The organism is Streptomyces sp. NPDC060049, from assembly GCF_042736715.1.
Lineage (GTDB): Bacteria > Actinomycetota > Actinomycetes > Streptomycetales > Streptomycetaceae > Streptomyces.
In genome coordinates, this window is record NZ_JBHWVV010000002.1 from 489668 (window position 1) to 501948 (window position 12281).

At 73.9% G+C, this 12281-nt stretch carries 13 protein-coding genes; 5 read left to right on the forward strand and 8 right to left on the reverse strand.

Going from position 1 to position 12281, the window contains the following annotated elements; translation table 11 throughout:
* Positions 1–93: 93 nt before the first annotated feature.
* Positions 94–1314 (forward strand): alpha/beta hydrolase, encoded by a 1221-nt coding sequence (locus tag ACFWBY_RS04955; protein ID WP_385330110.1) that lies wholly within the window; start codon positions 94–96, stop codon positions 1312–1314.
* Here ACFWBY_RS04955 and ACFWBY_RS04960 read toward each other — a convergent pair.
* Positions 1292–2767 carry a carboxylesterase/lipase family protein gene (locus tag ACFWBY_RS04960; RefSeq protein ID WP_385330112.1) on the reverse strand — a complete coding sequence of 492 codons (1476 nt, stop codon included), beginning with the start codon at positions 2765–2767 and terminating at the stop codon, positions 1292–1294. The two genes, ACFWBY_RS04955 and ACFWBY_RS04960, sit on opposite strands and share 23 nt — an antisense overlap.
* Before the next feature lie 247 nt (positions 2768–3014).
* On the opposite strand from ACFWBY_RS04960, the gene ACFWBY_RS04965 reads away from it, so the two are divergent.
* Positions 3015–3407 (forward strand): hypothetical protein, encoded by a 393-nt coding sequence (locus ACFWBY_RS04965; protein WP_385330114.1) that lies wholly within the window; start codon positions 3015–3017, stop codon positions 3405–3407.
* Positions 3408–3509: 102 nt separating this feature from the next.
* On the forward strand, positions 3510–3791 hold the full coding sequence (locus ACFWBY_RS04970) for a chaplin (protein WP_385330116.1): 282 nt from the start codon (positions 3510–3512) through the stop codon (positions 3789–3791).
* A 109-nt stretch (positions 3792–3900) separates the two neighbouring features.
* Here the strand turns inward: ACFWBY_RS04970 and ACFWBY_RS04975 are convergent, their stop codons facing one another.
* From ACFWBY_RS04975 to ACFWBY_RS05000, 6 genes are all read right to left on the reverse strand, one after another.
* The gene (locus ACFWBY_RS04975; RefSeq protein ID WP_385330119.1) at positions 3901–4764 is read right to left on the reverse strand and encodes a tyrosinase family protein; all 864 of its coding nucleotides are present in this window, start codon (positions 4762–4764) and stop codon (positions 3901–3903) included.
* Between the two features lie 6 nt (positions 4765–4770).
* Positions 4771–5145, reverse strand: coding sequence for a tyrosinase family oxidase copper chaperone (locus tag ACFWBY_RS04980; protein WP_385330121.1), 375 nt, complete (start codon positions 5143–5145; stop codon positions 4771–4773).
* 73 nt (positions 5146–5218) lie between these two features.
* Positions 5219–5746: a GNAT family N-acetyltransferase gene (locus ACFWBY_RS04985; RefSeq protein ID WP_385330124.1), complete on the reverse strand. Its 528-nt coding sequence runs from the start codon at positions 5744–5746 to the stop codon at positions 5219–5221.
* Positions 5747–5840: 94 nt separating this feature from the next.
* The gene (locus ACFWBY_RS04990; RefSeq protein WP_385330126.1) at positions 5841–7016 is read right to left on the reverse strand and encodes an acyl-CoA dehydrogenase family protein; all 1176 of its coding nucleotides are present in this window, start codon (positions 7014–7016) and stop codon (positions 5841–5843) included.
* Positions 7013–8206, reverse strand: a complete 1194-nt coding sequence (locus ACFWBY_RS04995; protein ID WP_385330128.1) for an acyl-CoA dehydrogenase family protein — start codon at positions 8204–8206, stop codon at positions 7013–7015. The genes ACFWBY_RS04990 and ACFWBY_RS04995 overlap by 4 nt, the downstream gene beginning before the upstream one ends.
* Complete coding sequence (locus ACFWBY_RS05000) at positions 8203–9177, reverse strand: NADPH:quinone oxidoreductase family protein (protein ID WP_385330131.1); 975 nt, start codon at positions 9175–9177, stop codon at positions 8203–8205. The genes ACFWBY_RS04995 and ACFWBY_RS05000 overlap by 4 nt, the downstream gene beginning before the upstream one ends.
* A gap of 514 nt (positions 9178–9691) precedes the next feature.
* On the opposite strand from ACFWBY_RS05000, the gene ACFWBY_RS05005 reads away from it, so the two are divergent.
* Complete coding sequence (locus tag ACFWBY_RS05005; RefSeq protein ID WP_385330133.1) at positions 9692–10591, forward strand: SDR family oxidoreductase; 900 nt, start codon at positions 9692–9694, stop codon at positions 10589–10591.
* A 174-nt stretch (positions 10592–10765) separates the two neighbouring features.
* Positions 10766–11386 carry a TetR/AcrR family transcriptional regulator gene (locus ACFWBY_RS05010; protein ID WP_385330136.1) on the forward strand — a complete coding sequence of 207 codons (621 nt, stop codon included), beginning with the start codon at positions 10766–10768 and terminating at the stop codon, positions 11384–11386.
* A 46-nt stretch (positions 11387–11432) separates the two neighbouring features.
* Here ACFWBY_RS05010 and ACFWBY_RS05015 read toward each other — a convergent pair whose 3' ends face one another.
* Positions 11433–12266, reverse strand: a complete 834-nt coding sequence (locus tag ACFWBY_RS05015) for an enoyl-CoA hydratase/isomerase family protein (protein WP_385330139.1) — start codon at positions 12264–12266, stop codon at positions 11433–11435.
* Positions 12267–12281: the final 15 nt, after the last annotated feature.

Genomic DNA, 12281 nt, shown 5'->3' on the forward strand with positions numbered 1-12281 from the left:
CGGAACCCGCGAGCACGTAGGCTCCTCTTTCGATCGAACGCAGTCCCACCCCGCCCCAACGGGGTCAGCACCACACCCGGAGAGCAACCGCACATGTCGCACTCACCCGACGGACAGCAGCAGCCGTACCCTCCGTACCCGCCGCAGGGGCAGCAGCCCCACTACGGTGAGGCGCAGTCCCACGGCGCGCCGCAGTACTACGGCGGGCCGCAGTCCTACGGCGCGCCCGAGTGGCCCGAAGAGCAGCGGCGGCGTCCCTCGCGGGTCCGGCGGTGGGTGATAGCGGGGGCCTCCGTGCTCGCCCTGGCGGGTGTCGCGGCGCTCGTGTTGAACCACTACGAGATACCGCCCTTCACCGACAAGGGCCAGGCCGTCTCCTTCGGGAAGCCGCCGGCCGGCTCCACCGGCGGCGGGAGCGGGGGCACCGCGAAACCGCCGGCGAACTCGAAGATGTCGATGCCCACGGACCCGACGGCCGTCTTCAAGAACTCGATGACCCTGCCCGACGGCACGCACGTCGCCGTCACCACGCTGGACGGCAAGAAGTCCGGCTTCAAGGGCAAGGTCTGGGTCTGGGCTCCCAAGGAGTACAACGACCCGAAGTTCGCCAAGAGCGGCTTCCCGGTCATGATCGCGCTCCCGGGCGGCGCCGGTTATCCCAGCAACTACTGGATGGGCACCGACCTGGGCCTGCAGACCAGCATCGCCAAGTGGTACGGCGAGGGCAAGAGCAAGCCCTTCATCCTGGCCATGCCGGTGCTGAACCCGGGTCCGGACGACAAGGGCGTCTACTGGGACGGCTCCGACATCCCGGACCAGCCCAAGATGGGCACCTGGCTGACCGACGACGTCCCGGACCTGATGCGGGCGAACTTCCGCACGGTCAAGTCCCGCGACGGCTGGGCCTACATGGGCTCCTCCACCGGCGGCTTCGCCGGCCTGAAGTCCGTGCTGAAGCACCCGGACAAGTTCAAGGCCGCGATCTGCTCCGGCCCCGACATCGTGCCCGACTCCTCGCTGTGGAAGGGCCACGACAAGGAGAAGGCGGAGAACAACCCCGAGGTGCTCGCCAAGCAGCTGATCGACAAGAAGGGCCCGGACGTCTACCTGGCCTTCCAGGTCGGCACCAACGAGTCCAACAAGAACACCCTGCCGAACGTGGAGAAGTTCATCGCCACCTACGGCAAGGGGCCGGTCCACACGGAGCTGAAGGTCATCCAGGGCGGCCAGCACAACGCCAAGACCTACGTGCCCAACATGGGCGAGGGGCCGATCCAGTTCATCAGCAAGGTCATGGAAGGACCCGTGGAGTAAGCAGCCGCGTTCGCACCGGCTCCGGCCCGCCGAAGACCTTCGGCGGGCCTTCACCGTTCCAGGGCTCCCAGCCCGGGTCGCCGTCCACCGCGAAGCGCACCCACGCCCCGTGCATCTCATCGGCCAGGGCCTGCGGAGCGTCCGGCCCGGCCAGCCAGGACGCCTCCGGGACGTCCAGGGTGTCGAAGACGAAGCCCAGCTCCAACGCGTGGCAGGACCCGAGGCCCGGGAGCCCGGACGGCCACGCGAACTCGTACAGGAAGCTCGGCGCGCCGCGCCCCGGCGCCCCGGCGAGCGCGCGCAGCGGGTCGCGCAGCAGCCGGTCGGTGAGCAGGTGCCCGGCGAGGTCGGCCGGGCCCGCACCGGGCCGCTCGGCGCGCAGTGTCCGTACGGCCCCGCGGTCCTTGCCGCCGCGGATCCGGCCCAGGGTCACGGCGAGCGGGCCCAGCCGGTCGAGCAGCCGCATCCCGCCGGTCGGGGCCAGCCAGAGCCGGTGCTCCTCGGCGGTCCATCCCAGCAGCAGCGGTACCGCGGTGCCGGCCGCCGCTTCGAGCGGGTCCACCGGCAGCGTGTCCGGGTCGCTGACCAGGCCGAAGGCCGGGCCTCCGACCAGCGGCGAGGACCGGCGCAGTACGGCCGCCTGCGCGGCGAGCAGGTCGGGCAGGGCGGTGGCGGTGAAGGCCTCGGCGGTGGCGGGGACCTTCAGCAGCGAGCCCATCCGCCGGGCCACGGCGCGGACGCGCTCGCGCGCCATCACCTCGGGAGGGCCGCTCTGCAGGACGGCCTGCTGGAAGAGCCCGGCGGCCGGGGGTGCGGCGAGGAGGGCGCCGACGCTGATGGCCCCGGCGGACTCGCCGAAGACGGTCACCCGCCCGGGATCGCCGCCGAAGGCCGCGATGTTCTCGCGCACCCAGGTCAGGGCGGCGATCTGGTCGAGCAGGCCGCGGTTGGCGGGGGCGTCGGGGAAGAGCCCGTAGCCGAGGACGCCCAGGCGGTAGTTGACGGAGACGAGCACCACGCCGTCGCGCGCGAAGGCGGAGCCGTCGTAGACGGGGACGGCGGCGGAGCCGCGGGTGAGCGCCCCGCCGTGGATCCAGACCATGACCGGCAGCCGGGTCCCGGAGGCGTCCCCGCGCCCGGGGTCGGGGGTCCACACGTTGAGGTTGAGGCAGTCGTCCCCGGGGATCTCCGGGTCGCAGAGCAGGGCCGCGAACAGGTCGGCGTAGGGCACCTTGGGCGCGGTGGGGCCGTAGGCACCCGCGTCCCGCACGCCGTCCCACGGCTCGGGGGGTACGGGCGCGGCGAAACGGCGTGCGCCGACGGGCGGGGCGGCGTAGGGGATGCCGCGGAAGACGGCGATCCCGCCGGGGCCGGTCCGGCCCTCGACGACGCCGTGCGCCGTGCGGGCCCGGGGGCGGACCCCGTCCTGGGCCTGGCTCGCCGCTGCGGCCATCGTGTCCTCCTGGGTCCTGGCCTCGTGAGTCCCGGCCTCGTGGGTCCTGGCGTCCCGGGTTCTGGCGTCCCGGTTCCGAGTTGCGCGGGCCCGGGGGTCCGGGGGGCGGGCCGGCGGTCGGCATCCCGGCGCTCGGGGGGAGCCGCTGAATCCGGGGTTCCGCGCCCCGTCCGGTCGCACGCTCGCACAGGCGCACGGCGGGTGACAAGGCGTGACCCGGTTCGGGGCGGGCCCGGTTGGACCGTGCATGCGATCCCTCCCTCTCCCCCACACCGTCCGGAGCCTCCTGCGGGCCGGATCCGTCCCGGTCCTGCTGCTGGCGGCCACGGCCGCCTCGGTGTCCGTCGGCGGCGCGCACGCCGCCGACGGCCCGAGCGCCGCCGTCGGTAGCCCGTCGGCCGTGGGGCCCGGGTTCCAGTATCTGGGCACGGACGACCAGCCGCACGGCTTCACCGCCCCCAAGGGCTGCCTGGACGCGAAGGGCGGCGGCGGGCGGGCGGTGACGAACAGGACCGGCGGCACGGTCGCGCTCTACCGGGAGGCGGGCTGCGCGGGCTCCCCGGTGGAGGTGCTGCCGCCGGGAGCCGTCATGCCGGTGCGGCCGTACTTCGCCTCCGCCCGGTTCGGGATCACCAGGTAGGCGCAGCGGCCGTGACCCTTGGGCGGCCGCCGCGTTGTATGCCATGTCAAACGCCGCAACTTCTGTTTCTGCGGCAACCCCATTTCTCACGAGGAGATCTTGATGTCGCGTATCGCGAAGGCATTCGTCATCACCGCTGCCGCCGGTAGCGCCCTGGCCGCCGGTGCGGGCCTTGCGGCTGCCGATGCCGGAGCGCACGGTGCGGCTGTCGGCTCCCCCGGCGTCCTGTCGGGCAACCTGCTCCAGGTTCCGGTTCACGTCCCGGTCAACGTCTGCGGCAACACCGTCAACGTGATCGGCCTGCTCAACCCGGCGTTCGGCAACACCTGCGTCAACGCGTCGGGCGGCGGCGGCCACCACACCGAGGGCAACTACGGCGGCTGATCGCCCGGTGCCACGAAGGGCCCCCGCCATCCGGCGGGGGCCCTTCCCCGTGTCCCGGTGCGCCGGAACACCGGTGCGCGGCCGGCCCCGGCCTCCACCGGGGCCGCCGTCACTCGTAGCGGTAGGAGTCCTGGTGGCCGAGCATCTGGCGCGGGGTGACGTCCCACGGCGGCATCGGCTCGTCGAGGGCGATCACCCGGCCCCGCTGGAGGTCGCCGCGCGCGAGCGGGGCGGCGGGCAGGTAGCCGGAGTTCGGGTGCCTGCGCTGCCAGCGGTCCCAGAGCAGGTCCACGAAGGCGTGGTGCAGCCAGAAGGCCGGGTCGTTGGGCGCGGTGCCGCCCGTCATGTGGCCGCCGATCCACTGGTGGACCTTGTTGTGGTTGCGCCACTTCTCGCTCTTCGGCGCGGCCCAGCCCTCCAGCTTGTTGCGGAAGCCTCCGCGGGCGGCCGTCGAGTCCCAGGGCGAGGAGTCGTACACCGGGTCGTCGATCGCCCATTGGAGCTCGGCCCGGGTCGGCAGGCTGATCGGGTTCTGCGGCCGGCCCAGGTTGCGGGTGAGGAAGCGGGCCTCCGTGATGCCGACGGTCACCGTCCAGTTCCCCTTCCCGTAGGCGAACGGGCCGGTCATCACCTGGCGGTCGCTCGCGCGGCCGGTCCCCCCGAGGAAGTCGTCGGCCCACAGGGAGGAGGCCGGGCTGTTGTCGGTGGTCCAGTCCCAGTACGGGATGCTGACGCCGGGGTCGACGCCGCGCAGCTGACGCTCGAACTCCAGCAGGTAGCGCCGGTGCCAGGGGAAGAAGGACGGCGACATGTGGCCGACGCGCAGTTTGCGGTCGCGGTCGGGGACGAAGTACTTGTCGTGGGTGCGCACCAGGGAGTCGTAGGTGCCGTTCCGCTTGAGCTCCAGCACGGCCGCCGTGAACCGCTTCTTCTGCGCGCTGGTCAGGCTCTTCTGGTTCTGCCGGGTGTACAAGGCCCGCTACTCCTGTCCGCCGTGGTGGGCCGCCCCGAAGGCCAGCTGGTTGGTGCCCAGTTCGTCGACCGCGGCCCGGGCGAGCTCGAGCGGGGTGCCGTATGACTGGAAGTGGTTGATCCCGCTGAGGTAGCTGCCGTCGGCGCGGCGCATGACGTGCAGGGGGCGTCCGTCGATGCGGACGCCGGCGAGGTCCACCGCGATGTGCCGGCCGCGGTACGTCTCCTCGGCGAGCGGCGCCGGCGTGAGGGTCTGCCGGGGCCTGCGGGCGCGCAGTACGGGGGCCAGGGCCGCGGCGGTGCCGGCGAACACGGCCGCGGTGAAGGCCGTACGGAGGACCGCGCGGCGGTTGAGTGGTGCTGCGGCGGGTGCTGCGTACATACGGTCTCCCTCGCTCGGTGGCCGGTGGCTACGGGTCTAACGCGGCGCGGCGGGCGAGGTCACCGAGGAGTCGCTAGTGCCTGGTGTGCTTGTAGTAGAGGGTGGTCGCCACGAGGCCGCCCGCCGGGTCGGCGGCGTAGTCGGGGATGGAGCCCGCCTCCGTCCAGCCCGCGGCCCGGTACACCCGCTCGGCCGCGCTGCCGCTCTCGGTGTCCAGGAACAGGAGCACCACCCCGGCGCGGGCGGCGGCCGCCTCCGCTTCGGCGAGGAGGGCGCGGCCGGTGCCGCGGCCGCGGGCCGCGGGGTGGACCATGAGTTTGCGCACCTCGGCGCGGTGGCGGCCGTTGGGCTTGGATTCCCGGCTCCAGCTGATGGTGCCGTCGACCCTGCCGTCCGGCCCCGTGGACACCCACAGGGCGAGGGAGCCGTCCTCGACGTCGGGGAGCAGGGACTCCCACCAGGCGGCGGCCGCCGCGTGGTCGAGGTCGGCGAGGAAGCCGAGGGAAGCGCCGGCGCGCACGACGGCGAGGAGGAGCTCGGCGAGTTCCTCGCGGTGGGCGGTCAGAGCGGCGGCGTCGATCCGGGTGAGGGAGGCGTCCATGGGGTGAGGATAGGGAAGTGAAGTGCGGGAAGTGCGGGCGGGGGAACCCGTGGAGGGTTCCGCGCCGGCCCGCACCGCCGCAGCGGCCGTAGGCCTACGGGGCCGGCGCCGGGAGTTCCGCGAAGTCCGCCACCAGTCCGCGGTGGTGGCCGACCGTCCCGAGGGCCAGGGAGTCGGCCTTGGCCCGCTTGAGGTAGAGGTGGGCGGGGTGTTCCCAGGTCATGCCGATGCCGCCGTGCAGTTGGACGCACTCCTCGGCCGTCCGGACCGCGACGCCCGAGCAGTAGGCCTGGGCCACGGCCACCGTGAGCGGCGCGTCGGAGGCACCGGTCGCGAGGGCGTCCGCGGCGGCCCGGGCGGCCGCCCGGGCGGAGGCGACGTCGAGCCAGAGCCGGGCGAGACGGTGCTTGAGGGCCTGGAAGGAGCCGAGGGGCCGGTTGAACTGGTGGCGGGTGCGCAGGTGCGCCACCGCCTGCGTCAGGCACCACTCGGCGAGCCCGAGCTGTTCCGAGGCGAGCAGTCCGGCCGAGGAGAGCAGTGCTCCGGCGATGGCCGCGCGCGCGGTCGCCGGGTCGGCGAGCCGGGTCCCCGGGGCGGCGTCGAAGGTGACGGCGGCCAGCGGCCGGGTCAGGTCCAGGGCCACGAGCGGAGTGAGCGAGACCCCTGCCGCGCCCGCGGGGACGGCGTAGAGCCCGGTGTCGGCGAGGACGAGCAGCACGTCGGCGGACACCGCGTCCGCGACGGAGGTGACGGTACCGCTCAGCGTCCCGGCGCCCGTCGCGGCGCCCGGGTCCGTCCCCGTGCCCGTGCCGGTGTGGCGGACCGGCGCCGGCAGGGGGGCGCCGGGGGCCAGGGTCAGGGGCAGTGCGGGCGCGCAGATCTGCCGGCCCGCCGCGAGCTCCCTCAGGAGGTCCGCGGATTCGGCCCCGTCGCAGCCGAGCAGGATCTCCGTCGCCAGGACCGCGCTGGTCAGGTAGGGGACGGGCGCCGCGGCGCGGCCGAGCTCCTCCAGGACCACGGCCGCCTCCCGGTGGCTCGCGCCCTGGCCGCCGAGCTTCTCCGGTACGAGCAGTCCCGCCGTGCCGATGTCGGCGGCGAGCACCCGCCACAGCGCGGGGTCGTGCGGCCTGCCGCCCTCGATACGGGCGAGGATGCCCGCGGCGTCGCAGCGGGAGGCGAGCAAGGAGCGTACGGCCGTGCGCAGTTCCTCCTCCGCCTCGGAGTAGAGGAGGTCCAGGGGGGCGGCGCTCGGGGGGTTCTGTGCGGTCATCGGGCCAGGTCCTTCCACGCGAGGTCCTTGTCGTCGCGCGGTTCGGCGGGCAGGCCGAGGACGCGTTCGGCGACGATGTTGAGGAGGATTTCGCTGGTGCCGCCCTCGATGCTGTTGCCCTTGGCGCGCAGGTAGCGGTAGCCGGCGTCACGGCCGGTGAAGTCGACGATCTCGGGACGGCGCAGGGTCCAGTCCTCGTACAACAGGCCTTCTTCGCCGAGGAGTTCCACCTCCAGTCCGCTGATCTCCTGGTTGAGGCGGGCGAAGGTGAGCTTCATGCCCGAGCCCTCCGGGCCGGGCTGTCCGGCGACGAGCTGCTGGCGCAGCCGTTCCCCGGTGAGGCGGGCCACCTCGGCCTCGACCCACAGCTCCAGCATCCGCTGGTGCAGGGCGTGCGTCCGCAGCTCGGGGCGCTCGCGCCAGGCAGCGGCGACCGGGGCGATCATGCCGCCCTCGCGCGGGATGCGCATGCCGCCGATGGATACGCGCTCGTTCATCAGGGTGGTGCGGGCGACGGCCCAGCCCTGGCCGACCTCGCCGAGGCGGTGGGCGTCGGGGATCCGGACGCCGGTGAGGAAGACCTCGTTGAACTCGGCCTCTCCGGTGATCTGGCGCAGCGGGCGCACCTCGACGCCGGGTGCGGTCATGTCGCAGAGGAAGTAGGTGATGCCCTGATGCTTGGGCAGCGCGGGGTCGGTGCGGGCGATAAGGATCGCCCAGCGGGCGGTGTGGGCGCTGGAGGTCCACACCTTCTGGCCGTCGACCACCCAGTCGTCGCCGTCGCGCACCGCGCGGGTGCCGAGGGCGGCCAGGTCCGAGCCGGCGCCGGGCTCGCTGAAGAGCTGGCACCAGACTTCCTCACCGGTCCACAGGGGGCGCAGGAAACGCCGCTTCTGCTCCTCGGTGCCGTAGGCGAGGATCGTGGGGGCGGCCATGCCGAGGCCGATGCCGATCCGCCGCGGGTCGTTGTCGGGGGCCGCGGCGGCCTCCAACTCGGCGTCAACGACGACCTGGAGGGTGCGGGGAGCGCCGAGCCCGCCGAGGCCCGCGGGGTAGTGCACCCAGGCGAGTCCGGCGTCGAAGCGTGCCCGCAGGAAGTCCTCGCGGCCGGTGGTGGCGGGCGGGTGCGCTGCGAGCAGCTCCCGTACGCGGACGAGCAGTTGTTCGGCGGTGAGCGCGGCGGCCGTCATCGGGAGCCCCCGTTCGCGGCCGGCACGACGACCAGTCGGCCGGTGGTCGTCCCGTCGGCGAGGCGCTGCACGGCGTCGGCGGCCCCTGCGAGCGGTACGCGTTCGCTGACCAGTGGTTTTACGATGCCTTCGGCGGCTAGGCGGGTGAGCTCCGCGTGGCAGGCGGCGATGGCGGCGGGGTCCTTGGCCGCGTAGAGGCCCCAATGCAGCCCGAGGATCGCGTAGTTCTTCACCAGGGCGTGGTTCAGCGCCGGCGCGGGGACGGTTCCGCTCGCGAAGCCGACGACGACGATGCGGCCCTCGAAGGCCACGCACTTGGCCGAGGCGGTGTAGGCGTCGCCGCCGACCGGGTCGTAGACGACGTCGGCGCCGCGCCCGCCGGTGAACTCCTTGACGCCGGAGACGATGTCCTGCGTCGTGCGGTCGATGACCAGGTCGCAGCCGAGCTCCTCGGCGGTGCGCGCCTTGGCCTTGCCGCCGACGACCCCGATGACGGTGGCTCCGGCGGCCTTGCCGAGCTGGACGGCGGCGCTGCCGACCCCGCCGGCGGCGGCGTGCACGAGGAGGGTCTCGCCGGCCTGGAGGCGGGCCCGGCGGTGCAGGCCGAACCAGCCCGTCTGGTAGCCGATGTGCAGGGCGGCCGCCTCGGCGTCGTCCAGGGTGTCCGGAGCGGGGAGCAGGGCCCGCGCGGGGGCGGTGACGTACTCGGCGAAACCGCCGTGGGGCAGGCTCGGGTTGGCGATGACGCGGCGCCCGTCCTCGGTTTCACCGCAGATCTCGACCCCGGGGGTGAAGGGCAGCGGGGGGCGGATCTGGTACTGGCCGCGCACGAGCAGCGCGTCGGGGAAGTTGACGTTGGCGGCGAGCACCTTGAGCCTCACCTCGCCCTCGCCGGGCACTGGTTCGGGAACCTCTTCGAGGCGCATGGCCTCGCGGGGCTCGCCGGGGGTGTGTACTCGCCATGCCTGCATCCGGGGCCTCCAGCCGCCGACGGGGAACCACGCCTCGCGGGCATACTAAGCGGTCGCTTGCGTGCCTGGGAACCATGGGGAGGTCACGGGAACCGAACCGTCCGCAACCACGTGCGGGAATTGCGCCACCTCGGTCCCGCTTTCGGGCAGCATGTGACACGAGCACGTCAGTGCCGCATGTGACTTCACTACGTCCGGGCCGCCTACTGGCCCGGCACCGGGGTTCCGCCGGCCCTCCCGAACCCCGTCGGCGCGAGCACCGACGTCGCCACCGAGGCCCTCGCCGTCTCGGACGACGACCGGGTGGGCGGCGCCTTCCGCGATCTGGCCACCGGAGCGAACGCGGCGGTGATCTGGACGTGCGCGGGCAAGCAGGCGTACGCCCCGCCGCAGGAGTAACGGCCACGGGTCCGCGCAGACACGGCCCGGGCGGGGCCGGCCGCCGCCCCGCCCGGCCGGTTTCCCGCGGCACGGGGATGGTGATCTGCGCGCCCGCACGCTAACGATGGGCCGCATGGAGAACCCCTCGCGCGGGCTGCCCGCGCCGCCGCCGCTCGGCACCGCCGCCCTGCCCCCCGGTACGTTCACGGGCCGGGTGGTGCTCGTGACGGGCGGCGGGACCGGGCTGGGCAAGGCCATCGCCACGGAATTCGCCCGGCTCGGCGCCGACTTGGTGATCGCGGGCCGCCGGATCGAGCAGTTGAAGGCGGCTCAGGAGGAGCTGGGGGCCGTGCCCGGCGCGGGCCGGGTGACGGCCGCCGTCTGCGACATCCGGGACGCGGAGCGGGTCGCCGAGGTCTTCGACGCGGCCGAGGCCGCGTTCGGCCTGCCGCCGGACGTGCTGGTCAACAACGCGGCCGCCAACTTCCCTTCCCCGGCCGAGGACTTGTCCCCCAACGCCTGGCGGGCGGTGGTCGACATCACGTTGACCGGTACCTGGTTCGTGACCCGCGAGTTCGGCCGCCGCCACCTCGCCGCGGGCAGCGCCGGGTCCATCGTGAACATCGGCGCCTCCTACGCCTGGACTGGCGGGCCGGGTTTCGCCCACAGCGCCGCCGCCAAGGCCGGGGTGAAGAACCTCGTGGAGACGCTCGCCGTCGAGTGGGGCCCGTACGGCATCCAGATCAACGGGCTGGTCCCCGGCCTCTTCCCGCACGCCGACATGACCGCGGACATCCGGGGAGGCCTGGAGCGGGCAGCCCCCGGCGCCCAGGACGCCAGACAGCCCGCCCTGCGGGTCGGCGCCCCGCGCGAACTGGGCTGGGCCGCCACCTTCCTGGCTTCGCCCTACGCCCGTTTCATCACCGGCCACACCCTGGTGGTGGACGGCGCGAACTGGCAGCGCCGCGCACTGGTCAACCCAGAAGTAGTGCCGGTGCGGGAGCAGTTGGGGCGCGGACCCTTCGCCCCGTGAAGCGGCCGGATGCGGTAGGCCGCGCGCGGGCGCTGAGCCGCGCCGCGGGGCGGCTCAGGTGACGAGGCCGGCCCGCGTCGGAGCACGCCGGGACGGCACGTCGTGCCGGGGTGCGGCGGTGTGGCACATTGGATCCCTGCTCCGTATCGATCCCCACGACCCGGAGGTGCCGCGGTGAGCACGGCGAGTACGGCGAGCACGTTCGGTGCGGGACGCCCGTCGCTGACGGAACGGCGCAGGGAGACCACGCGCTACGAGATCGCGGAGGCCGCCTCCGCACTGTTCTCCGAACGGGGTTACGAAGCCACGACGGTCGAGGACATCGCCCGGGCGGCCGGCATCTCGCTGCGCACCTTCTACCGTTACTGCCCGGCCAAGGAGGACGCGCTGACCCCGGTGCTGACCGCCGGGGTGGCCACCCTGGTCGAGGAGCTCGCCCTGCGCCCCGCGTCGGAACCGGTCGCCGAAGCGGTCCAGGCCGCCTTCACCACCGCGACGGCGGGCGCCCGCTACGAGGAGCCGGGCCAGACGGTCCGCCTCATCCAGGTGATGAGCGCCGTCCCGGAGATCCGCCTGCGCTGGCTCGCGGCCGCGCGCGCGATGCAGGACCGGCTGGTCCCGGTCCTCTCGGCCCGTACGGGCCGGCCCGAAACCGCCCTGGAGACGCGTGTCCTGGCGGCCGTCCTCATCGACGCGGTCACGGTCGCCCTCGAACACTGGGCCGCGGAGGGCGGCCTGGAGCCCCTCCCCGCGGTCTCGGCCCGGGCCCTGGCCCTCCTGCGCCTGGAGGAGTGAGGGGAGCGACGGGGAAACCCCGAGCTGCCCGCTCCATCGCGGGCGTTCAGCCCCCGGTGAAGCGCGGGGGTCGGCGCGCCGCCTTGGCGGTGTAGCCCTCGCGGGAGTCCTCCGAAGTCAGGGTGAGGGCCGCCGTCATCGCGACGCGGTCGAGCGCCGCCGGGAGCGCGGCGTCCGCGTAGGAGTCGACCGCGCGCTTGATGCCCTGGACCGCGAGGGGCGCATTGGCCGCGATCTCCGCCGTGAGTGCGCGAGCGGTGTCCTCCAACTCTGCGAGCGGGACCACCTGTTGGACCAGGTTGAGGCGGTGGGCCGTCTCGGCGTCGATACGGCGGCCCGTCAGCGCGAGGAACTTCGCCCAGCCGGCGCCCGCCTCGCGGGCGATGCGCAGATCGCCGCCCGCGTCCACCGCGACGCCCAGCTGGGCCTCGGGCAGCGCGAAGACGGCGTCCCGCGCCGCCACGCGGATGTCGGCCATCAGCGCCAGCTCGAAGCCGAAGCCCAGGCAGTAGCCCTGCACGGCCGCCACCACGGGCTGCGGCAGCCGGGCGAGGACGGCGAAGCGTTCGTGGACCCAGCGGATGCCCTCGTAGTAGTTGCGGTTGCGTCCGGCCGCCGACTCCCCCGTGATCGCCCCGCCGGGGGCCGTCACGTCGATGCCCGCGCAGAAGGCCCGGCCCTCGGCCCTCAGCAGGACCGCCCGCACCTCCGGGTCGAAGCGGATCCGGTCGGCCAGCAGGCCCAGCTGACGGGTGGACTCCCAGCTCCAGCCGTTGAGTTTCTCCGGCCGGCAGAGGGTGAGTTCCGCGATCCCGTCCGCGACTTCGAGACGGATCCGTTCCTCACCCTCCGCGATCTCCGTGCTGATGGTGTCGATCACCCGGACACCCTAGGA

Coding starts and splice junctions, on each gene's coding strand:
- ACFWBY_RS04985 (WP_385330124.1), bottom strand. CDS start 5,746: ATGGACGCCTCCCTCACCCGGATCGACGCCGCCGCTCTGACCGCCCAC.
- ACFWBY_RS04960 (WP_385330112.1), bottom strand. CDS start 2,767: ATGGCCGCAGCGGCGAGCCAGGCCCAGGACGGGGTCCGCCCCCGGGCC.
- ACFWBY_RS04995 (WP_385330128.1), bottom strand. CDS start 8,206: ATGACGGCCGCCGCGCTCACCGCCGAACAACTGCTCGTCCGCGTACGG.
- ACFWBY_RS04980 (WP_385330121.1), bottom strand. CDS start 5,145: ATGTACGCAGCACCCGCCGCAGCACCACTCAACCGCCGCGCGGTCCTC.
- ACFWBY_RS05000 (WP_385330131.1), bottom strand. CDS start 9,177: ATGCAGGCATGGCGAGTACACACCCCCGGCGAGCCCCGCGAGGCCATG.
- ACFWBY_RS04990 (WP_385330126.1), bottom strand. CDS start 7,016: ATGACCGCACAGAACCCCCCGAGCGCCGCCCCCCTGGACCTCCTCTAC.
- ACFWBY_RS04970 (WP_385330116.1), top strand. CDS start 3,510: ATGTCGCGTATCGCGAAGGCATTCGTCATCACCGCTGCCGCCGGTAGC.
- ACFWBY_RS04965 (WP_385330114.1), top strand. CDS start 3,015: ATGCGATCCCTCCCTCTCCCCCACACCGTCCGGAGCCTCCTGCGGGCC.
- ACFWBY_RS05005 (WP_385330133.1), top strand. CDS start 9,692: ATGGAGAACCCCTCGCGCGGGCTGCCCGCGCCGCCGCCGCTCGGCACC.
- ACFWBY_RS04955 (WP_385330110.1), top strand. CDS start 94: ATGTCGCACTCACCCGACGGACAGCAGCAGCCGTACCCTCCGTACCCG.